General features: G+C 48.1%; 18 protein-coding genes. 4 read left to right on the forward strand and 14 right to left on the reverse strand.

Features of this window, described 5'->3' with window-relative positions; translation table 11 throughout:
- Positions 1 to 6 precede the first annotated feature (6 nt).
- The 7 genes from K0H59_RS12100 to K0H59_RS12130 form a co-directional block, all read right to left on the reverse strand.
- The gene (locus tag K0H59_RS12100) at positions 7 to 2,049 is read right to left on the reverse strand and encodes a DUF1302 domain-containing protein (protein WP_220053271.1); all 2,043 of its coding nucleotides are present in this window, start codon (positions 2,047 to 2,049) and stop codon (positions 7 to 9) included.
- 335 nt (positions 2,050 to 2,384) lie between these two features.
- Entirely contained in the window at positions 2,385 to 2,603 is a 219-nt protein-coding gene (locus K0H59_RS12105) for a DUF2835 domain-containing protein (RefSeq protein ID WP_011716791.1), read from the reverse strand.
- 310 nt (positions 2,604 to 2,913) lie between these two features.
- Positions 2,914 to 5,463: an aminopeptidase N gene (gene pepN, locus K0H59_RS12110; protein WP_088211619.1), complete on the reverse strand. Its 2,550-nt coding sequence runs from the start codon at positions 5,461 to 5,463 to the stop codon at positions 2,914 to 2,916.
- Between the two features lie 83 nt (positions 5,464 to 5,546).
- Positions 5,547 to 7,598 (reverse strand): carboxy terminal-processing peptidase, encoded by a 2,052-nt coding sequence (gene prc / locus K0H59_RS12115; RefSeq protein ID WP_220053272.1) that lies wholly within the window; start codon positions 7,596 to 7,598, stop codon positions 5,547 to 5,549.
- Positions 7,599 to 7,626: 28 nt separating this feature from the next.
- On the reverse strand, positions 7,627 to 8,268 hold the full coding sequence (gene proQ, locus K0H59_RS12120) for an RNA chaperone ProQ (protein WP_086017251.1): 642 nt from the start codon (positions 8,266 to 8,268) through the stop codon (positions 7,627 to 7,629).
- 278 nt (positions 8,269 to 8,546) lie between these two features.
- Positions 8,547 to 9,005 (reverse strand): GAF domain-containing protein, encoded by a 459-nt coding sequence (locus K0H59_RS12125; protein ID WP_088211617.1) that lies wholly within the window; start codon positions 9,003 to 9,005, stop codon positions 8,547 to 8,549.
- A gap of 15 nt (positions 9,006 to 9,020) precedes the next feature.
- Positions 9,021 to 9,320 (reverse strand): YebG family protein, encoded by a 300-nt coding sequence (locus K0H59_RS12130; RefSeq protein ID WP_088211616.1) that lies wholly within the window; start codon positions 9,318 to 9,320, stop codon positions 9,021 to 9,023.
- 206 nt (positions 9,321 to 9,526) lie between these two features.
- Here K0H59_RS12130 and K0H59_RS12135 point away from each other — a divergent pair, with 206 nt between their 5' ends.
- The 3 genes from K0H59_RS12135 to K0H59_RS12145 are packed head-to-tail and all read left to right on the forward strand — an operon-like array spanning position 9,527 to position 13,404.
- Positions 9,527 to 10,162 carry a paraquat-inducible protein A gene (locus tag K0H59_RS12135; protein ID WP_011716786.1) on the forward strand — a complete coding sequence of 212 codons (636 nt, stop codon included), beginning with the start codon at positions 9,527 to 9,529 and terminating at the stop codon, positions 10,160 to 10,162.
- 1 nt (position 10,163) lies between these two features.
- Positions 10,164 to 10,781 carry a paraquat-inducible protein A gene (locus tag K0H59_RS12140; RefSeq protein WP_220053273.1) on the forward strand — a complete coding sequence of 206 codons (618 nt, stop codon included), beginning with the start codon at positions 10,164 to 10,166 and terminating at the stop codon, positions 10,779 to 10,781.
- Positions 10,768 to 13,404: a PqiB family protein gene (locus K0H59_RS12145; protein WP_220053274.1), complete on the forward strand. Its 2,637-nt coding sequence runs from the start codon at positions 10,768 to 10,770 to the stop codon at positions 13,402 to 13,404. Before K0H59_RS12140 ends, K0H59_RS12145 begins: the two co-directional genes overlap by 14 nt.
- A 150-nt stretch (positions 13,405 to 13,554) precedes the next feature.
- On the opposite strand, the gene K0H59_RS12150 is transcribed toward K0H59_RS12145, so the two are convergent.
- Positions 13,555 to 14,781, reverse strand: coding sequence for a nucleoside recognition domain-containing protein (locus tag K0H59_RS12150; protein ID WP_220053275.1), 1,227 nt, complete (start codon positions 14,779 to 14,781; stop codon positions 13,555 to 13,557).
- A gap of 146 nt (positions 14,782 to 14,927) precedes the next feature.
- Between K0H59_RS12150 and rsmF the strand changes: the two genes are divergently transcribed.
- Complete coding sequence (rsmF, locus tag K0H59_RS12155; protein WP_220055599.1) at positions 14,928 to 16,376, forward strand: 16S rRNA (cytosine(1407)-C(5))-methyltransferase RsmF; 1,449 nt, start codon at positions 14,928 to 14,930, stop codon at positions 16,374 to 16,376.
- A gap of 297 nt (positions 16,377 to 16,673) precedes the next feature.
- On the opposite strand, the gene K0H59_RS12160 is transcribed toward rsmF, so the two are convergent.
- The 6 genes from K0H59_RS12160 to pabC form a co-directional block, all read right to left on the reverse strand.
- On the reverse strand, positions 16,674 to 17,462 hold the full coding sequence (locus K0H59_RS12160) for a TatD family hydrolase (protein WP_088211611.1): 789 nt from the start codon (positions 17,460 to 17,462) through the stop codon (positions 16,674 to 16,676).
- A gap of 129 nt (positions 17,463 to 17,591) precedes the next feature.
- The gene (locus K0H59_RS12165; protein WP_011622439.1) at positions 17,592 to 17,918 is read right to left on the reverse strand and encodes a PilZ domain-containing protein; all 327 of its coding nucleotides are present in this window, start codon (positions 17,916 to 17,918) and stop codon (positions 17,592 to 17,594) included.
- A 6-nt stretch (positions 17,919 to 17,924) separates the two neighbouring features.
- Positions 17,925 to 18,881 carry a DNA polymerase III subunit delta' gene (gene holB / locus K0H59_RS12170; protein WP_220053276.1) on the reverse strand — a complete coding sequence of 319 codons (957 nt, stop codon included), beginning with the start codon at positions 18,879 to 18,881 and terminating at the stop codon, positions 17,925 to 17,927.
- On the reverse strand, positions 18,875 to 19,504 hold the full coding sequence (tmk, locus tag K0H59_RS12175; protein WP_011622437.1) for a dTMP kinase: 630 nt from the start codon (positions 19,502 to 19,504) through the stop codon (positions 18,875 to 18,877). Before tmk ends, holB begins: the two co-directional genes overlap by 7 nt.
- The gene (gene mltG / locus K0H59_RS12180) at positions 19,501 to 20,511 is read right to left on the reverse strand and encodes an endolytic transglycosylase MltG (RefSeq protein ID WP_220053277.1); all 1,011 of its coding nucleotides are present in this window, start codon (positions 20,509 to 20,511) and stop codon (positions 19,501 to 19,503) included. The genes tmk and mltG overlap by 4 nt, the downstream gene beginning before the upstream one ends.
- Complete coding sequence (gene pabC, locus K0H59_RS12185; RefSeq protein ID WP_220053278.1) at positions 20,508 to 21,317, reverse strand: aminodeoxychorismate lyase; 810 nt, start codon at positions 21,315 to 21,317, stop codon at positions 20,508 to 20,510. Before pabC ends, mltG begins: the two co-directional genes overlap by 4 nt.
- Positions 21,318 to 21,321 lie beyond the last annotated feature (4 nt).

Raw genomic sequence — 21,321 nt, forward strand, 5'->3', positions numbered from 1 at the left:
AGTCCTTTAGATCGAATACTTGATATTGAAAGAAATATAATCACGATCTGACATCGCGTTGGTTGTTCCTACACCGCCAAAGAAGTTGTTGTAGGATAAGTCTGCCCCCCAACGGTTTTGGTATTCAAAATTAACACCTAAGGCCACTGACTTACGTCCTTCGGTAAAGAGGAACATAGGATCAGGCGTAATACCGTCGACATCGTGTGAGAAAATCAACCGAGGAGACATGTTCACGCCCGCAAACAAGTTGTTAAAGTCCGCTTTAGCCACCAGACGGTATCCCCACGCGAAATCCGTTGGGAATGGGTTGGTTTCAGGACCATTGTGCAACGCTTGAATGATGCCAGGCATATCTGGGTTGCCGCCAGAACGTGCGGTACCTGGGCCATTGAGGCGCAATTCATCAAAACCTGGCATGTCATGGATCCATACCCCACCGACTTCCGCCAACATCGTCAGGTTATCCAATCCCAAGGTAGGACCGAACAAGTGAGTAAAGGTAACTTGCGCTTGAGTGGTATCTAGGCGGATAAAACCGTCAACGGTTTCACCAGGCTGTACGCCATCAATCTGTGAAATGCCGTCAAAATCGGGGCGAATACCCGCGTTGGCTAACTGTTGTGGCATACCCGCGAACAGTAGTTCTACGTCATCGATTTGCAGCGGTTCGTCTTGACGGTGAGCGATTTCAGCGCCGACAGAGGTATCACCCAGTGAGGTGTTAAAGCTGAAGCCATAGAGTTTAATGTCTTCAGGATAAACAATTTGCGCCTTAGAGAAGCTCTTTAAGCTGAGCAGCAATTCGCGGTTAATATCACCCGCGTTTTGACCCAGTACAGCAAGATCTGACAACAGTGCGCCAGTGCTAAAGTCGGCGGCGGTACCGCTGATCAGTGGACGACGGCTATGGTAGTTCATAAAGTAGAAACCAAACTCGGTATCGCCTAACTCAGGGGCGTAATAACCTAGCTTGATACCATATTGGCCACCGTTGCTTGGCGCTTGCTCATCTTGCACTAACGTCACTTTCGTTGGATAAGCCAGTGCCATCGCCACCAATTGCTGTGTAGGAATCGTTTGACCACTGGCGATCATGCCAGCGAGTTTCTGATATTCCTGCGTCAAGAAGTCTAAATTGATATCTGGGTTGGCGTTAAAGCCTAATTGCGCGTTCTGGTTGTAACCACCGTAACCAGCGAAATCGTTAGTCGCAAAAATCGAGCCAGGGGTTGGGATCCATACAGGTTCCCAGTCATATTGATAGAAACCTTCTACCGATAAATTTTCGGTGATCCCCAATGAGGCCCACACCATACCCTGAGGACGGAAAGCTTCTTTAAGTTCCGCGCCAGGCGCGTTCAGGATGTTCAAATCGACGGGGTTGATTTCACCAATACCGTGGGCGATCAGCGTACTTTCCCCCCAAGAAACCACTTGGTTACCTACGCGGATAGAAAGCGGGTTGGCACCATCGTTTAAATCAAAATTCGCGTATACGAAGGCATCCAGCAGACGGATGTCCTTACATTGCACTTCAGAAGCTTTGCTGTCGCGGCAAGGATCGTATTCTTTCCCGGTTAACGGGTCATTGTAGTCGTAGTTACCATCGTTTAGCTTACGATCGTAGAAATACATACCACGAACGAACAGACCATAGTTCTCGTACTTAAGGGATAACTCGTGCAATCCTTTAACGATTTCGGATGTAGTATCACCTTGAGAATAAAGTAAATTACTCAAATCGTTGTTGCTAGAGTAAGAACCTGGCTGTGCCCAAATCTCAGCAGAAGTGTACTTGGTATTGCCAAATGCGGAGTAATTTGACCAATCAAACTGCGGCTGGTTTACCTTACCAATTTGTCCGTCCCAATCGCGCTCCCCAACACGCCAACTGGCACCCGCAGTCCAAGTCGAGTCAAAAGTCCCTTGTATCTCCCCCCAATCGAACGCAACCGCATTAACATTCGACACCATCAATAAACTCAATGCCGACGCCACCCCCAAAGCAAGCGCCGACTTGTTAAAACTTTTTTTAACAATTTTCATTTTAGCTCTCCGTACCCTGCTGGATTCTTTGTTCTTGGAATTACAACCAACATCTTGTTAGCTCACAGGTAACATCATTGTTACAGCAATTAATCCCCATGAGCAAGGCACAGTTAGAGAAAATTTTCTAAAGAATTAAGCACGTAGACACATTTATGTCATCTACTACGGCAATGGGATTTAAATTAGAAAAGCAGCAGATTAAAAAGCGTGGGAAAAAGCAGATAAAAGACTTTATATTTCATTAACATAATTACAAAGAAAATATCATATTTCTGTGATTGTAATTAGTCGACCGTTTAAAGTAATTACTCTAAGTTAAAATCAACAATTTATTAGGCTAACTGCTCCAACGACACAAATTGCCCTTTATCATCGAGCACCAGTTTGAACTGTCCATGAATACCATTATCGGTTAAAAAACGTCTAAAATGTCGGCCATTAATCCAGAGGATCCGCCCCTGACGTTCACGCACTTCAACCTTATCGGCAAGGCCTTGGTAGTAAGGCAAAAACTCTCGATAGCTTAGGTTTAGCTTAAAATACAATTCCATATTAAAACTCAAATAATCTGCATAAGCTGGTAGTAGGAATTTACGAAGGGCCAATTACAGCTGTTGGACCAACAAACAGCATGTCGTAGAAACAGAGCTATTGCCTTGAATTACCTGCCCCACAGGGACAACGTAACACGCTAATACCCTCGTCAAAAGGCCATCATATTCAATAGTATAAAGCGTCATACCTTAGATTTAACTTAACTCGTTAAATAGTATAACTAGGGTGCATGGCCTTCAATTTAGCCCTAACTGCTCAATTACTGCTTGGAAGAATGAGGGCAGCATAATGCTGCCCTCTTCATAGCTACTGTGCTAATGCCTTAGATACTTTCTCAAATAAATCTTTCGACAGTTCTGGCAACGCCAACAATCGTGTTAAACAAGCCTTGATCTTGGCTTGACGCGCCGCATCAAACTTACTGAATTGAATCAGTGGCGTCACCATACGCGCCGCAACCTGCGGGTTGAGTTTATTTAAGCTGATAAGGCATTCAGTTAAAAACTCATAACCTTTGCCATCGGCACGGTGGAATTGATAAATATTCCCTGCTGCGAAACTGCCAATCAGTGAACGCACGCGGTTAGGATTGCTCATGCTAAAGCTCGCGTGTTGCTGTAATTGACGCAAGCTATCAATCACCCCTTCCTCATCATGGGTCGCCTGCAACATAAACCATTTGTCCATCACCAGCGGCGTATCGCGCCAGCGGGCTTCAAACATTGCCATCAAATGTGCGCGGCAAGGTAACGAGCCGACATTCGCCGCACTTAATGCACCGAGTGAGTCGGTCATATTGGCGGCCTTCTCAAACTGCTCAACCACAAAGCTTTCGGCCTCGCTACTAACTCGGCTCAACCAGTTAAGGCATTGATTTTTCAACGCGCGCGCTTTTGTGCAATCACGGTTTACCAATGAGCGATACAGCGCCGTTAACTCATCTTCACAATAGGCGGCAAGCTCTGTGAGCACAAATTCACGGGCTAAGGCTAAGGCATCTAAATCGACCGTGTAGGTTTGCTCAATCAAGGCAGAGGCCGATGGTATGGCTAACATTTCAGCCATCAGCGCCTGATCTAACTGCTCATCGAGTAAGGCGCCTTTGAAACTGTCCTTCACACGCTCATCTAAGGTCATGGTGTGATGTTGCTGTAAATGCGCCACATTTTGCCAAATCGCTTGGCTCACGAGCGCAACCGACGCCTCCCAACGCGCCACTTCACTCGAGGCAAAGCGCATCAAATGCACCAGTTGGTCAATTTCAAAGGGATAATGCAATTTAACCGGTGCAGAGAAATCCTGTAGTAAGGAGGCAACGGGTTTATGCTGCATACCTTCAAAGCTAAACACTTGCTCTGACTGAGTAAAATCAAGCACTTGGTTGACTAGTGATTGCCCTTTCTCATCTAACAACTCTAAGCTAAAGGGAATATGCAAGGGTGAAGCACAACCTGCTAAGGTTTGCTTGAGGGTTAACTGGTAAGTCCCTGTCTCGGCATCAAAACTGTCACTTGCGGTGACAATTGGGGTGCCAGCTTGGCTATACCAGAGACGGAATTGCGTCAAATCGATACCACTGGCATCTTCCATCGCCGCGACAAAATCATCGCAAGTCACGGCTTGGCCATCGTGACGTTTGAAGTATAACTTCATCCCCGCTTGGAAATGGGCTTCACCCAACAGGGTGTGCATCATGCGAATGACTTCGGAGCCCTTGTTATACACAGTGACGGTATAAAAGTTATTCATCTCAATCACAGACTCGGGGCGGATCGGGTGCGCCATTGGGCCTGAGTCTTCAGCAAACTGCTGGTTTTTGATAACTTTAATTGCGTGAATTCGGTTCACGGCACGCGAACCTAGATCCGAACTAAATTCCTGATCGCGAAACACTGTTAAGCCTTCCTTGAGGCTTAATTGGAACCAGTCACGGCAAGTCACACGGTTACCCGTCCAGTTGTGGAAATACTCATGGCCGACCACAGATTCAATGCCGTGGTAATCCTCGTCGGTTGCGGTCAAGGTATCAGCCAACACATACTTGGTGTTGAAGATATTTAAGCCTTTGTTTTCCATCGCCCCCATATTGAAAAAATCGACCGCGACTATCATGTAGATATCTAAGTCGTATTCTAAGTCAAAACGGGATTCATCCCAGGCCATAGACTTTTTCAGGGACGCCATCGCATGGTGCGCTTTATGTAAATTACCTTTATCGACAAACACCTGCAGTACCACTTTGCGATGACTGCGGGTGATAAACTCATCCTGTAGCAGATCGAAATCGCCAGCGACTAAGGCAAACAGATAAGCGGGTTTTGGGAAAGGATCTTGCCAGCGCACGTAATGGCGCCCACCATCAAGCTCGCCTTTCTCAATCAAGTTACCGTTGCTGAGCAGGAACGGAAACGCCAGCTTATCGGCTTCGATTCGCACTGTGTATTTGGCTAATACATCGGGGCGGTCGAGAAAATAAGTGATACGTCTAAAGCCTTCGGCTTCGCACTGAGTACAGTAGGCGCCATCGGACATATAGAGCCCTTCGAGGCTTGAGTTAGCCTCGGGATCCAGTTGGGTGATGATGGTCAACTCAAATTCATTCAGCGATGTCTCGATTGACAACTGCCCTTCACTTGCGTGGTACGTCACCGCTTGTCCATCAATGGCCACACTCACTAAGGTCAAACTTTCACCATCCAGCACTAAGGGATTGGTGTGGGAAGAAGTGCGTTTAACTTTGCTAACGGCTTTAACCAGAGTGTTTTTACCATCGAGATTAAAATCTAAATCAATGGTTTCGATCGTGAACTGGGGAGCTTGATAATCTTTAAGGTATTTTGCTTGAGCTTGTGTCATGTCGTTCCCTTTAACACTGTTCTAAATAAGAAAAACGCGCCATAAGCGCGTTTTAAGATAAGGTAAACAGGCGCGATAACCGCCTATTTAGTGCCAGCGTTAGCCAGCTTTTTTGCATCCGCCATATCTAAGGTGATATAGGCCGTTTCGTCTAAGAAGGCATCCGGTGCTTCAACATCGTCTTTATCTTTAATGTCTTCCATCGATTTAACCGCGGCTAAACCATGGGCAACACGACGCTCGTTGGTTCTATCGAGGACTTTCTTCTCATCGGCTTCACGTGAGGCAATGCGCTCACTTTCAACTAAGGAGACAGTTTTCTCTTTATGATGCTTTTTAAAGTCGGCAATATCTTGATTGATATAGTTAAACTCAACATCGTTCTGAATACGGGCAAGGTGTTTCTTCTCTAAACTCGCCACTAACTCAGGAGTGATGTCGTTTAGGGTGCCGTATTGCGCCATCGGCACTTTGTCCCAAGGTAAAGCATTCTTCTCTTCCGCTTCGCCGTATTCACCCGGCTCTAACGCACTTGGGTAAGCAATGTTAGGGGTTACGCCCTTGAGCTGAGTACTGCCACCGTTGATACGGTAGAACTTTTGAATCGTATACTGCACATGTCCAATCGGCTTCTCGTACATATCGTAGATTCGACCAAGGCTCTTATGCTGCTGCACTGTGCCTTTACCAAAGCTTGACTCACCGACAATCAACGCACGGTCGTAATCTTGCAACGCAGCGGCAAAAATTTCCGAAGCTGATGCACTGTAACGGTCAACCATAATAGTTAACGGACCAGCATAGGTCGTCTTGCCATCGTTATCACGGTGGGCAGACACTCGACCATCGGCGTCACGCACTTGCACCACAGGGCCCATATCGATAAAGAGTCCCGTCAGTAACACGGCTTCGGTCAACGCACCGCCGCCATTACCACGTAAGTCGATGACGACACCTTCAACCTTGGCTTCGTTTAACTTCACCAATTCCTTTTCGACGTCCTGGGATAAGTTCATGTAGAAACCAGGAATTTGAATCACACCCACTTTACGGTTGGCGTATTCACCGTCTTTTGGCTCGATGATCTTTGAGGTCGCGGCACGGTCTTCTAAACGAATTTTGTCGCGCACTAAGGTCAGATTAAACGGCTTAGCGTTAGAGCCGCCCTTCTTAGGTAAAATCTGTAATACGACTTTACTGCCTTTAGGCCCTTTGATCAGATCGACCACATCGTCTAATCGCCAGCCGATCACATCAACAATCTCACCGCCTTCTTGGCCGACACCGACGATCTTATCTTCCGGTGACAGTTTTTCACTGCTGGCCGCAGGACCACCTGCAATCAAACTCTTGATGACAGTGTAATCGTCTTCGAGCTGTAACTGCGCACCAATCCCTTCGAGGCTTAAGTTCATTTCCATTTGGAAACGCTCAGCATTACGAGGCGATAAATAGCTAGTGTGTGGCTCGATGCTGCGAGAAAATGCATTCATCACCGCTTGGAACACATCTTCGCTATTGGTCTGGGTCAGACGCTTGATGGCGTTGTTATAACGCTTTTGCAGAATATCGACGATCTCAGGCCATTTCTTGCCTGTGAGTTTCAGATTCAACGCATCGTATTTAACACGTTGGCGCCACAGCTCGTTGATTTCGGCTTGATCTTTTGGCCAAGCCGCGTCTTCTCTGTCGTACTCGTAGGCATCACCTGGCACGGTGAAATCCATCTCTTTATCGAGCAGAGAAAGCGCGTACACAAAACCTTCGTAACGACGCTTTTGCACTAAATCAAACATCTTGTAGGCAGGGTCAAGATCGCCCGAACTCAACATATCATCGAATTGATTGGTATAAGGCTTAAAACTGTCAACATCGGCTTGCGTCAGCACATTACGACGGTAATCGAGTTGTTGCAGGTAACGGTCGAAGATCTGCGCCGAAAACGCATCGTCTAAGGCGAATCTGTGATAGTGGGAACGAGTGTATAAATCCGTCACTCGCTTACTCGCCACTTTATGCTGCGCTTCCTGCTTGAGAGTGGGTAACTCGCTGATTTGAATCGTGGGTGGTACAGCCCAAGCCGAGAATCCGACAAAAACAGTGGCAATGGATGTAGCCAAAGTGAGTTTTCGCATCAACAAGTTACTCCGTTTGATTAAATAATTACAGCAGGATATGTTCCGCTTTCACTTTTACCGTTAAGCCGCTATCCAGCTGAACATGAATGTCCTCTTTGTTAATGTCGGTGATCACGCCGGCTACTGGCGTCATACCTAACTTAACATTGACACGTTGCTTCTTGGTTAGATCGGTCAATTGCGCTTGCACTAAGTTAACCGCAGGCTCAGCCTTAGGGGCTGCTTTTGCTGGGCGCTCAGTCTTACGTGCAGGTACAGCCACTTTCTTAGGGGCTTTTTTCGCAGGCGCTTTGCCAGCAGGTGCCGCTTTAGGTGCTTGAGCAGCACGCTTAGCTTTGGCTTTATCTTGGCTTTCTTTCAACATAGCTTGAGCATGATCGATATGCTCTTGCTCTAACTCACCGCATGGTTGACCGTCGAGGTCTACACGCTGTGCACCGGCTTTTACCGATTTCAGGTAGCGCCAGCTGCTGGTGTAGCGTCTTAAGGCAACTCGCAGTTGAGTTTTACTGACTTTAGAATCATCAGCCAACCTTTCAGCCAAATCTTGAAACAATCCGATTTTTAATGGCTTAGTTTCACCTTCAGCAATAAAGCACAAAGGAAATGTTTCATACAAATACGCCAAAATTGCGTTGGTGTCGGTCAACTTATCTGTTGATTCCATCATTACTTCCACAGTTAAAAAGGGACATCGAATCCGAGGTGATAAAAATCAGCTTCTTACGAGTCGTTTATCTTGGTTAAGCCCACATATGAGCCAAAGTACAAATTAGCATTCTCGCCGAGTTAACTAAAGTTAAAAAATATAAGTTAACAATTTTTCACGGCTGAACCTATCAGGCTTATTTCAGCTGTGCTCAAAATAAGCCTTATCAGTGCATGCGCTATTATAAGGCGCACGCCACCGATTGCGACTATGAATTATGCGTTATTGTACGCAAATTAAGCAAATAGGCAGTTTTCGAAGCTTTTTACCAATAATTCCAAGCCCTTTTGGTCTTCTTCATCGAAGCGGTCAAAAATAGGGCTATCGATATCCAGCACGGCCACGACCTTACCATCGGCGCGGACTGGGATAACAATTTCAGAATTACTGGCCGAATCGCAGGCAATGTGACCATCAAATTGATGCACATCGGCGACACGCTGCGTCTGATTGGTTTGCGCGGAGGTACCACACACGCCCTTACCCATAGGAATACGGGTACAGGCCACTTTACCTTGGAAAGGACCCAACACCAGTTGGTCACCACGCATCACGTAAAAACCTACCCAGTTGAGTTCGGTCAGGTTATCGTTCAGCAAGGCAGAAAAGTTAGCCATGGCAGCCACTAAATCATCCTCGCCCTCGAGTAAGGCCAGCGCTTGACGATTCAGTGACTCATAAAATTGCGGTTTCATAGACTTCCTAAAAAATTATTCGGCAGCGTCGTCCTTCTTAGGCGCTTTCTTCGCTGCATTTTGTTTTGATGGCGTACTATTAACTTGAACTACGCCTTTAAGCAAGTTTGTCAGCTCATCTTTATTGTTAGCAAAATAGAATGCGAGCTGTTCGCTCACGGTTTCATCAATTCCGAGCTGCGCTTTTTGAATAAATGGAATGAGGTTGTCGGCGATGTCGAGCATCTTATCGTAGGCGTCAGCCTCCTTTTTCGATATGAATGTCATCTTCTCCACCCCTTCTCTTACCACGACAAACTGTGTAATAACTGCCATGACTGCCCTCGCACTGTTTTTATATACAGTAATCAGGATGACATAAAGTGAACTAGTGATGCAAGTGTTCTGATTATTCTGATATTATGAGTGCGCTTTTCGTTGTCGAGATGGGTCAAGCTGTTTGATGTCTCATTGGATAATCTGCTCGTTTACAGATTATTTGCGCAATCTCAATGGCTTTGGGGCTAATTTAATATTTTTATATGCATGAAAATACAGCAGAAAACTCTGTAATCCTCTGTCGTTCCTGCGACTTGGCCATTCGAAAGCGCGCCCTACCTACGGGTGTTAGGGCGTTATGCCCGCGCTGCAGTACCGCACTTTATGACACACCATACTGCTCTGTAAACGGCATGTTGGCGCTGTGCATTACCGCGCTGGTGTTCTATTTCCCCGCCAATTTTTTCCCTGTACTCGAAATCCACTTTTTGGGCAGTATTCGCACCACAACAGTGTTTCAGGGCGCCTTTGCGGTGTTCGACCAAGGTTATTGGGTCGTGGGACTAGCCGTGCTCGCCGCCGCCGTGATTGGCCCGGGTTTATTGATCCTATCGATCCTCAGCCAGATTTTGATTGTCAAATGGGGACTTGGCAGCCCCTTTTGGCGTCGCAGCCTCAAACAGTTATTAAAACTTCAAGGGCTGCTATCCCAGCTGACTATGCTGGAGATTTATGTGATTAGCTTTCTGGTTTCTTCATTTCAATTATCTGATTTTTCTGATATTTACTTCGGAATGGGCACCTTTTGCTTCACTATGCTTTTTTTAGTCACCCTGTTCTTACAGCGGGAATACGATATTGAGCATATGTGGAGTCTACTGATGCAGGGGCGCCGCTAAGATGAAACAACAGGGGAAAGATTTAGGCCTGTGTCTGTGCCGAGTGTGCCGGCAGCTCAATAGCAGTGAAAGCACTCATTGCAGCCGCTGTGAAGCCGAGTTACAGGTGCGCGATTACAGCAGCTTACAAAAAAGTTGGGCGCTGCTGATCACCGCCGCCATTTTGTTGGTTCCCGCTAACCTATACCCTATTACTATGCTCACCAATCAGGGGCAAGTGCGCCACGATACGATTTTCTCTGGCATTATCCATTTAGTGCATTCGGATATGTTGCCCATCGCCATTATCGTGTTTATTGCCAGTATTTTAGTGCCTTGGGTGAAGATTATCGGTTTAGCCACATACCTCTGTGCCATTAGCTTTAATTTGCCGATTTCAAAAAAGAAACTCATGGTGGGATTTCATGTGATTGAGTGGATTGGCCGCTGGTCGATGCTCGATTTGTTTGTGATTTCCCTAACCGTTGCCCTCGTCAATATGGGGCAATTACTCGATGCAAAGCCTGCACCTGCGGCCACGGCGTTTGCATTGGTGATTTTACTGACTCAACTTGCCGCAAAAGTTTTAGACACTCGTTTACTCTGGGATCGATTGGAACCTCAAGATGACACAAATTGAATCGCCAAAAGTTGTGAAGAAAAAACTCTTTTCGCCGATTTGGCTGCTCCCAATTGTGGCGCTCGCACTCGGCGCATGGCTGGGCATTAAGAGCATCAAAGAATCGGGCATTGAAATTCAGATCCACTTCCCCAGTGCCACGGGGATCGACGTGGGTAAAACCCTAGTAAAATATCAAGGTCTTACCGTCGGTAAGGTGAAAGACATTGGTATCGATGAGGATCTTAAGGGCGTAAACGTCAAAGTCATGATGGACTATCGCGCTAAGCCTTTCTTAAATAAAGAGACCCTCTTTTGGTTAGTCACTCCAAAAGCTAGCATCACAGGTGTTGAAGGCTTAGATGCGCTGTTTTCGGGCAACTATATCGCAATTCAGCCCGGTAAAGGCAATGCCGCCACCTTCTTTGAGGCCGAGCGTCAACCACCACCGATGCAAATCGGTACTGAAGGGGTGATGATTGAACTGACGGCCGATAAACTCGGCTCGTTGGACGTAGGCTCGCCTGTGTTCTTTCGTCAGATCCCCGTCGGCAGCGTGGTCAGCTACCGTTTAGACGGCAACACCAGAGTCATTATCAGCGCCTTTATCCAAGAGCAATATGCGCGTTTAGTGAAGAAAAACTCTCACTTTTGGAACGTGTCCGGCGTGAAAGTCGACGCCAGTTTAGCGGGCATTAAAGTCAACACTGAGAGCCTTGCTTCGATTCTAGCTGGCGGCGTGAGTTTCAGCTCCGATGATAAAGCGCCTGCGGCGCAAAATGGCGACAGTTTTGCCCTCTATGAATCCGAAACTAGCGCCCTTGGCGGAATTGAAGTGAGCCTGACCATGAACGATGGCAACGCGATTGATAAAGGCACTCGCATTGTGTATCGCGGCATCACCATTGGCACCCTGCAGAGCAAACAACTCACCGCAACCGGCGTGACTGCGGTGGCAAAATTTGAGCCTGAATACGCTAACCTGTTAACCAGTGACGGGCTGTTTTGGCTTGAAGGCGCGGATATTTCGCTCTCTGGGATCAAAAACCCCGAACGCTTACTCACGGGCAGCGTGATTAACTTTTTACCCGGCACCAATGCCAATACTGCGCTGCCTAGTAGTTTTGCCCTGCAAGAGTCGGCGCCCGATCTACTGAAGGCCAAGAAACGTCTGCTCACCATCACCTCGACTGAAAATATGGGCCTCACTGCTGGCGCTGAAGTACGTTACAAGCAGCTGCCTATCGGTCAGGTGCTGGCGGTGAAATTAACTAAAGATCTGTCGGCCGTTGAATATCAACTCGAGCTGCAACCTGAGTTTGCTAGCTTAGTTCGCAGTGATAGCTATTTTATCCCCGAGTCGGCGCTAAGCATCGATGCCTCACTCGATGGGGTGTCGGTGAAAACCCGTGATATGGCTACCCTCACCAAAGGGGCTGTAAGTCTTATCCCAGGAAGCAGCGACACACCACTAGCGGCGAATACTCGCCTGCCACTCTTTAGTTCGATAGATGAAGCAAAACAATTCTTTGCTCGGCAGCAACGTCTGTACTTTACCCTCACCAGTGTCGATGGCGCCGATGTCAGCCAAGGCTCACCGATTTACTATAAAAAAATGCAAATCGGCAGTGTTGAGTCGGTCAACTGGCAGAGTAAAACTGAAGACTTTGCGATTAAGATCGCTATCGATAAGCAGTTCCAACCCTTAGTACAAAAACCTAAAGTGTTTTGGCGCAACAGTGCCGTGGATGTCAGTGCCAGTCTTGCGGGTATTGATGTCGCCGTCGCACCACTACAAGGTGCGTTAAAGGGCAGCATCAGCTTAGGTTTGTTGGATAGTTCAACGGCTGAACCGAATGCGGCACTTAAACTATACGAAAGTAAACAGCTCGCCTTAGCCCAGGCTCAAGCCATCAAACTCACCTTACCCGCCTCGGCGAAATTGGCCGCCAAAGCAGCCATTCGTTACCAAGGCCATCAAGTAGGTGAAGTGACGCAAGTTAAGCTCAATGCCGACTTAACTACCCTCACTGCAACGGCTTATCTCTATGGCGACTATGCCGAGCACTTCAGCCGCAGTGATACTGAGTACCATATGGTTGACGCGCAAATCTCCCTAGCGGGGATCAAAGCGCCAGAAACCTTAATTACTGGACCTTATATTGGCGTGTTACCGGGTAAGAGCAACCAAAAAGCCACCCACTTCCAAGCCAAATTGGTTGAGAGCAGCTATGCCAACGTGGCCGAAGATGCGCTTAAGTTTACCTTAGAGGATAGCAACCTTGGCTCGATGAAAGTCGGCACGCCTATCTTCTTCCGTGGTATTAAAGTCGGCCAAATCGATGGTTATAGTCTGTCGTCTCAAGGTAACAGTGTGCTAATGCAAGCGCATATTGAGCCGCAGTACAGTCACTTAGTGAATCAGAGCAGTCAGTTCTGGGACGCTTCAGGCATTAAAGTCGATGTGGGGATTTTCTCTGGTGCGCAAATTGAAGCTGGCTCGCTCGAAACCCTATTGGCGGGCGGCATTAATGTCGCCACCAAGGAAACGACGCAAGCGGGCAATCGCTTGAGCCAAAGTGCTGTGATTAAGTTGCAACACAAAGCCCAGAGCGAATGGCAAGAATGGGCTCCGGCCCAATAAAATCAAGCCTTATCTGTAGTTTGGCAAACTTGATTGAATTCGATATCACTTAAAAATCAGGCGCATTAGATAAACTCTAATGCGCCTGATTTTTATCCGCTAAAGCAACGGTCTACTATCGCTGTCAATCAGCTCTTCTCAATTGCATCCTTAGCCATAGAACCAATAACAAACCGCAATCGCGGCGCAGATCCCTGCAAAGTCGGCCGTTAAACCACAGGCGAGCGCATGACGCCCGTGACGGATCCCAACGGAGCCAAAATAAACTGCCAGCACATAGAAAGTCGTTTCAGTACTCCCTTGGAAAATCGCTGCCAAGCGCCCCGCAAAGGAGTCAACACCATGGTGCGCCATGGTTTCGAGCATCATCGCCCGCGCACCCGAACCGCTAAAAGGTTTCATTAATGCGGTTGGCATCGCATCGACAAAGCGGGTATCAAACCCGAAAAGACTCACCCCACTGGCAATCAGTTGCAGCAGGTAATCCAACGCGCCCGATGCCCTGAGTAAGCCAATCGCCAGCAGCATGGCTAACAGATACGGAATAAGTTGAATCGATTGGTTAAATCCAGCCTTGGCGCCTTCGATAAACTCATCATAAATCGCCACTTTTCGCACGCCAGCCACCAGCACAAAACTAAAAACTAACAGCAGCAATACCCCGTTGCCCAAGGCGGTCGACACTGTGCCAATCGCGTCTGCCGTTAAGGTCATCAAATAAAAGCCACTGGCAACTAATGCCGACAGCAGTACTGCACCATATCCGAGCACCACGGCATTGAACAGTGAAAGCCGCTGCACAAAGGCAACAATCAGAAGCCCCGCTAAGGTTGAGGCAGATGTGGCGAGGAGTATCGGTAAAAAAATGTCCGCAGGTGCGGCGGCGCCCTGTTGGGCACGGTACAAAAACACAGTGACAGGAACTAAGGTCACCGAGGAAGTATTGAGCACTAAAAATAGAATTTGTGCATTGGTCGCAACGGTTTTGACCGGATTTAGACTCTGCAAATCCTGCATAGCCTTAAGCCCCAATGGCGTGGCAGCATTATCTAGCCCAAATACGTTGGCCGTTAAGTTCATCGTCATACTGCCAAATGCGGGGTGTCCCTTGGGCACTTCGGGCATCAAGCGGCGCAGCAGCGGCTCAAACACAAAGGCAATCGCCCCAACAACCCCAGCCTTTTCACCGATTCGCATTAATCCCATCCACAGGGACAAAACGCCCACTAAGCCTAAGGCAATTTCAGCGGCGAGTTTAGCGCTGGCAAACAGGGCCTCTACCGCGTTGGCAAGTACGTCGATATGCCCATTAAACAACTGTACCGCCATCGCCAGCAGCGATGTGAGGAAAAACACTAACCACACCCGATTTAGCACTCTACCCCTTCCTTATTCTTATTCATGCTTTGTCTTTATGTTGCTTTAATGACTCGTTTTGGATGGCAAAAGCCAAGGGAGAAAATCCCAGCCCAGTAAGGGATTATGATATACTTGCCGCAGTTGATACACAGCCTAATCCCGTTATGGTTCAATTAAATCAAAATTTTATCAATACTATTGCCCAAGAACTGCCCGCCCATCTCTCAATGGATGACTTTATCGCGGCCTGTTCGAGACCACTACGCCGCTCGATTCGCGTCAATACCTTAAAGATCAGCAGTGAAGACTTTAAGCAGTTAATGCAGCCCAAAGGATGGACCTTTGCGCCCATTCCATGGTGTGAGGATGGCTTCTGGATAAGCTACGATGAAGAAGAGCAGCTCGGCAACGCCCTAGAGCATATTCAGGGATTGTTCTATATCCAAGAAGCCAGCTCCATGTTGCCCCCCACAGCGCTATTTACCCCAAATGCGGATTGGCAATGTGTATTAGATTTAGCCTCTGCGCCCGGCTCTAAGACCACTCAAATGGCGGCATTAATGAATAATCAAGGCTTATTAGTCGCCAATGAATATTCCGCCAGCCGTGTCAAAGTGCTCCATGCCAATGTGCTACGCATGGGTGCCAGTCACTGTGCCCTGACCCACTTTGATGGACGGGTATTTGGCGAGTATCTGTATGAAAGTTTTGATGCGGTATTGATTGATGCTCCCTGCGGCGGTGAAGGCACAGTTCGTAAAGATGCGGACGCGTTAAAATCTTGGTCCCTTGATGAAGTAATCGAAATTAGCGAAACCCAAAAGGCGTTAATCGAATCCGCCTTTTTGGCGTTAAAACCGGGTGGCAGTTTGGTGTATTCCACTTGCACCCTTAATCGGCACGAAAACCAAGGCGTGTGCGAATATTTACAGCAAACCTATGGCGATGCGGTGCAATTTGAGTCCTTAAGCCAATTGTTTGATGGCGCTGAAAAAGCCACTACGCCAGAAGGCTTTTTGCACGTTTGGCCGCAAATTTACGACAGTGAAGGCTTTTTTGTCGCTAAGCTGACTAAAACTCGCTCCGTGCCCCGTCTGCAACCTGAGCCTAAATTACAAAAGAATTTCCCCTTTACGGAGGCGAGTGCCAAACAAGCCAAAGCCATTCAAGCCTATTTTGCCGATGATCTGGGTATCGAACTGCCCGATGATCTCATTATGGTGCGCGACGATGAGTTTTGGCTCTTCCCCCATGAATTTAGAGACTTTATTGGCAAAATGCGCTTTCAGCGGATTGGGGTGAAGCTTGCCGACCACAGTAAGCATGGCTTTAAAGTCCGCCATGAAGCCATTATCGCACTTGCGGGTAAAGCGCTTAAAGCTGGGGCAAAAAATGGCGCGAAAGTCGTCGAAGTAAGCGATGAGCAGGCGAAAGAATATTTGATGGGACGAGATATTCCCCTCGATACGGCGGGCAAAGCTCAAGGCGAAGTGATTGTCTGTTATGGCGGTGCGCCTTTAGGCATGGCTAAACATTTAGGCAATAAATTAAAAAACAGCCTGCCCAGAGACTTAGTAAAAGATAAAGTCCTATTGCTACCACCACAGGCATAACGGTTATAAATCGGCGATTTTTTAGCGAGAAATAACCTAAAAAAGGGAATAGAGAAAGTGTCACTCACACTAAACTCAACTACACTGAGTCTATTGTAAAGCGCACTGCATGGCGCTTTCATCTGTAGCGCACGGCTCTTCAACGAGCCATTCCCCTAGGCCCAAACAGCTGGAATCGTTTTGGGCCTTTTTTTATGGGCTTACGCCTAATGAGTTAAGCTTTTGGGTTTTAGCTTTATAGAGCGAGCTTTACTGACTGCCACTTTACTCACAAGGCGCAAGCAAGAGTTACACCTCTTATCGGCCGATTAAACGGGCCGCATCCTTAAACAAGTTAAAGAAGTTCTCACTGGTGTACTCGGCAAGCTCCTCGTAACGCTCTCCGCGCAGCTCTGCCACAAACTCGGCCACATCACGCACATAGGCGGGTTGATTCTCCTGTCCACGGTGTGGAATAGGCGCAAGATAAGGCGAATCGGTTTCCACCAATAAACGCTCTTTCGGCACTTTACGGATCACGGTTCTTAACTCACCGGCATTTTTAAAGGTCACAATGCCAGAAACGGAAATATAAAAACCTAAGTCAATCGCCGCCTTGGCCATTTCCCAGTTTTCCGTAAAGCAATGCAACACGCCACCGACTTTGTCCGCCTGCCCCGCTTTGAGCATATTGATGGTGTCTTCACGGGCATCGCGGGTATGCACAATCAGCGGCTTATTGACTTCAACCGCTAAGGCAATTTGTTGCTCAAAACACTGTTGTTGCAGGGCTTTGGTCTCATCGGCATAAAAATAATCTAAGCCGGTTTCACCAATGGCTACCACTTTCGGAACCATCGCAAAGCGGCGAATTTGCTCAACATCGAGGCCGTCTTTCACATCTAGCGGATGCACGCCCGAAGACAAAAACACTTGCTCGAAAGCAGCAACCTTGTCACGCATCGACTCGAATCCCTGCTGGCGCACATTGACACAGAGCATATAGTCGACACCGCGCGCCTTAGCGTTGGCGAGGATGAGTTCTAAGGTTTGTTGATCGGGCGCCGCTTTCAGGCGATCGAGATGGCAATGTGAATCGATAAGCACAGCAATTTCCACACAGAGAAACAAAAAAGGAGCACAAGGATACTCAGCGATGGGATCGAGGTCAAATTCCGCTAAGGCTTCACTCAGCCCTAAATACTCAGTGTAGGCCCTAGCTGACCACGATAAAAGTTACATAGTGCAGGTTAAGTCGCCCGAAGCAAGCTCACGGGATAATAATTTTTCGATATGGTGTTTATGGCTGTCGGGATCTGAAACGATTTTAATCCCAATCCCCACGGGACGGCCGCCCGACGCACCCAGCGGATTAATCCACACAACCACGCCACGAAACTCGTTTGAGGTGGTCGCGCCGGGTAAACGATAGGCGATGGTTAACGTCTCACCGAGGTAATGAGTTTCCCCAGTGGCGACAAACAGCCCTGCCGGTTTAATAAACGGCATATAGGCGCGGTAAAGCTGATGTAAGGTATCAAAATTGACGACAAGATCGACCATGGCATGTTACTTATTTGTTATTTCTCTATATTCTAAGACATAACTTTGACACAAGCCTAAATAATTGACACTCGGCATTGCACTTAAGCTATGACACATTCCCATGATTTTCGCCGCCAAGTTCCCTATTTGCGCTTGCACAAACGCATCTTGGTCGCCGTACTTCAGTAAAATTTGTCTCAGGAGTAAGTATAAAACCTTAAGAGCATCAATGATTTGTTGTTCACTTATCGTTAACAAACTAGCACACAGATGGCCTGACGACAAACTTTGCGCCCAATCTTTGCGAAAACCTAACAAAGTTTGATAGCGACTCGGTTGTGCTCCATCTGTAAGCAAACTTTCGGCCAACTTTAATGGGCCGCCGACCACACTCAAACACCAAGTCACATCCTCTTGGATCTGACAGTGCTGAATTAACCAGTTTTTGATCAACATCTTAGACGGCGCCACAAAGGGAAGCCGCTGGCAACGGCTGCTAATCGTTGCCATTAAACGCGCGGGCGTATCGGAATGTAATAGCAGTAAGGTGTCTTTGCCCGGCTCTTCAAGTGTCTTGAGTAACGCATTGGCTGAGGCTGAGTTTAGGCGCTCGCTGTGGTGAATGATGGCGACGCGCCGACCACTCTGCTGGGCGGTTGCACTCAGGCGGGTACACAGCTCACGGATTTGGTCGACTTTAATTTGATGACCATCGGCCTCAATTTGATAAAAATCGGGGTGATTACCCGCATCAAATAGCTGGCAGGACTTACAAAAACCGCATCCGCCCGCAGGAGTGGGTTGTGAACACATGGCGGCGCGCGCCATAAACACACTCAAAAGTTCACCGCCATAGGCGGAATCGATACCCACGAGTTGCGCGTGGGGGACTTTTTGGGTTTGTAACTGGGTTAAAAACGCCTGTCTTGGCACATCGAGCCAAGGCAGGGTTAATACATCAAAGCCGCTTTGCGTTACCATGCCATCGCCTGTAACACGGCCAGAATATCTTTATGCACTTCGGCCATGGTTTGGCTGGCATCGATGACGACAATCTGCTCATCTTCGCTGGCAAGCTTGAGGTAAGTTGCGCGCGCCCGCTCAAAAAAGTCGATGGCTTGTTGCTCGATTCTATCAAGCTCGCCCCGCTTTGCTGCGCGCTGCAATCCAAGCTTAGGATCAAGGTCAAGATAGAGGGTTAAATCAGGTTTAAAGCCTTTGAGTGTCGCGTTACTCACGGCTTCGACTAAAGGCATTAAACCGCGGCCACCGCCTTGGTAAGCTAAGGATGAAAGATTGTGTCTATCCCCTAACACCCACTTACCTTCTGCCAGCGCGGGTTTGATCACATTGGCGACGAGCTGGGCTCTGGCGGCGTAGATCAATAAACACTCAGACTCATCACACAGAGGATCGCTTGGGTCAGCAATTTTGACTAAGTCACGAATGCGCTCGGCCAGCGGCGTACCGCCTGGCTCGCGGGTGCACACGGGTGCCAGGCCGGTATGTTTTTCAATAAAATCGCGAATAAGGGCAATCGCACTCGATTTGCCTGCGCCTTCCAGTCCTTCAACAACGATGAATTTGGCGGATGCTTGGGTCATTTTTTCTTTCTCTGATAAATATCGACGGCACGGTTATGCTCTTCCAAGGTGGTGGAAAACACATGGGTGCCATCGTTGCGCGACACAAAATACAAATAACTGACCTTGGCAGGTTTAGACACCGCCTGCAATGACGCCTTACTTGGCGCAGCAATCGGCGTTGGCGGTAAACCGAAAATCCGATAGGTGTTAAAGGGGGTCTCTTCGACGAGATCTTTACGGGTGATATTGCCTTTAAATCTATCGCCCATACCATAAATGACCGTCGGATCGGTTTGCAGCTTCATCCCCAGATTGAGTCGATTGATAAACACACCAGCGATTTGATCACGCTCGAAGGCTTGGCCTGTTTCTTTCTCAACAATCGATGCCAAGATCAGCATCTGGTAGGGGGATTTAAGTGGTAAACCGGGCACACGCTCCGCCCATGCTTTGGCCAGCTCCTGCTCCATCATCTTGTAACTTTGGGTGAGTAGCGCCTTAGCATCGCTATCGGCGGTGTAATGGTAAGTATCGGGGAAGAATTTACCCTCAGGCAGCGCCGAATCGTCGCCCTGCTCCATCAATACCGCACTAAAGACCTCGGGGGACAACTGTAAGTGCGGCGCACTCGCAAGTTGTTGTTCCCACTCGGCAATGGTTTTGCCTTCGACTAAGGTCAGGCTAAAGGTTTTCACCTTACCATTCGCTAAATCGTTGAGTAAGTCGGCAATCGTCTGCGAAGGTGACATCTCGTAGAGACCGGTACGGATCTTCGCCAGCTCTGGGCGCAATTTCAGTAACCATTTGAGTTTCCATTTGTCTTGGATAACACCATCGGTTTCTAACTGCTGCGCTAATTGGTGCACGCTGGTGCCACGGGCAATGGTTAATTCTTTGGCTTCGGTTAACACTAAGGGGGTTTGGCTGTAATCAATAATCGTTCGATAGCCCCAATAACCAACCAAACAAGCTAAGGTCAGCAAGGTCAACAAAGTAGAACTTGCGATCAGAATGATTTTTTTCATAGTGAGAGTGAAAGTGTTTGTCTAAGATCTGCTGTCAAAGGAGAAGGAGTAAAAGTGTGCGAGTCAATCGCCAGCACATCCACTACGCCTAAGACGCTGTTAGTGATAAATGCCGAGTCAAACTCCACTAAACGCTCGGCGCCAAACGGCAAACAATCGATATTCATCTGCTGTGCAAGTAAGGCTAACATAACTTGCTCGCGCATCACACCCGCGACGCCGCAGTGCGCCAACGATGGGGTAATCACTTGATTGCCTTTGACAAAAAAGATATTGGCCATCGAAGACTCAATCACCTGCCCAGTGCAATCCAGCACCAACCAATCATCAAAACCCTGTGGTAAGGGCTGGGATTTGATCAACACTTGCTCGAGGCGATTAAGGTGCTTTATTCCCGCCAATAAAGGTTGATGGCCTAATTGGACCGCTGATGTCGCAAGGCGAATGCCCTGTTGCTGCCACAAAGCATATTGGGCAGGAATAGGATGAACTGAGACGACTTCAGTAACTTGAACCAGCTCCGGCGGCGCATAGCCACGGCCACCCACGCCCCGCGTGAGCATCAATTTAATACAGTGCTGTGGGTATTGCTTGGCGAGAGTATCGAGTTGTTGGCTTAGGGCTTGACTCATTTGCCAGTCGAACCCTAGCCGCGCAGCGCCCGCTGTTAGACGGGCTTGGTGCTGCTCAAAAAACAAAATGCCATACGCATCGGTCCGCATCGTGGCAAATAGGCCATCACCATAGGCAAGCCCTCTGTCCATAGGAGCAATGCTTGCCTGTGGTACCCCATTAACCCAAATCAAGGGT

It is taken from the genome of Shewanella sp. FJAT-51649 (assembly GCF_019457435.1).
Classification (GTDB): domain Bacteria; phylum Pseudomonadota; class Gammaproteobacteria; order Enterobacterales; family Shewanellaceae; genus Shewanella; species Shewanella mangrovisoli.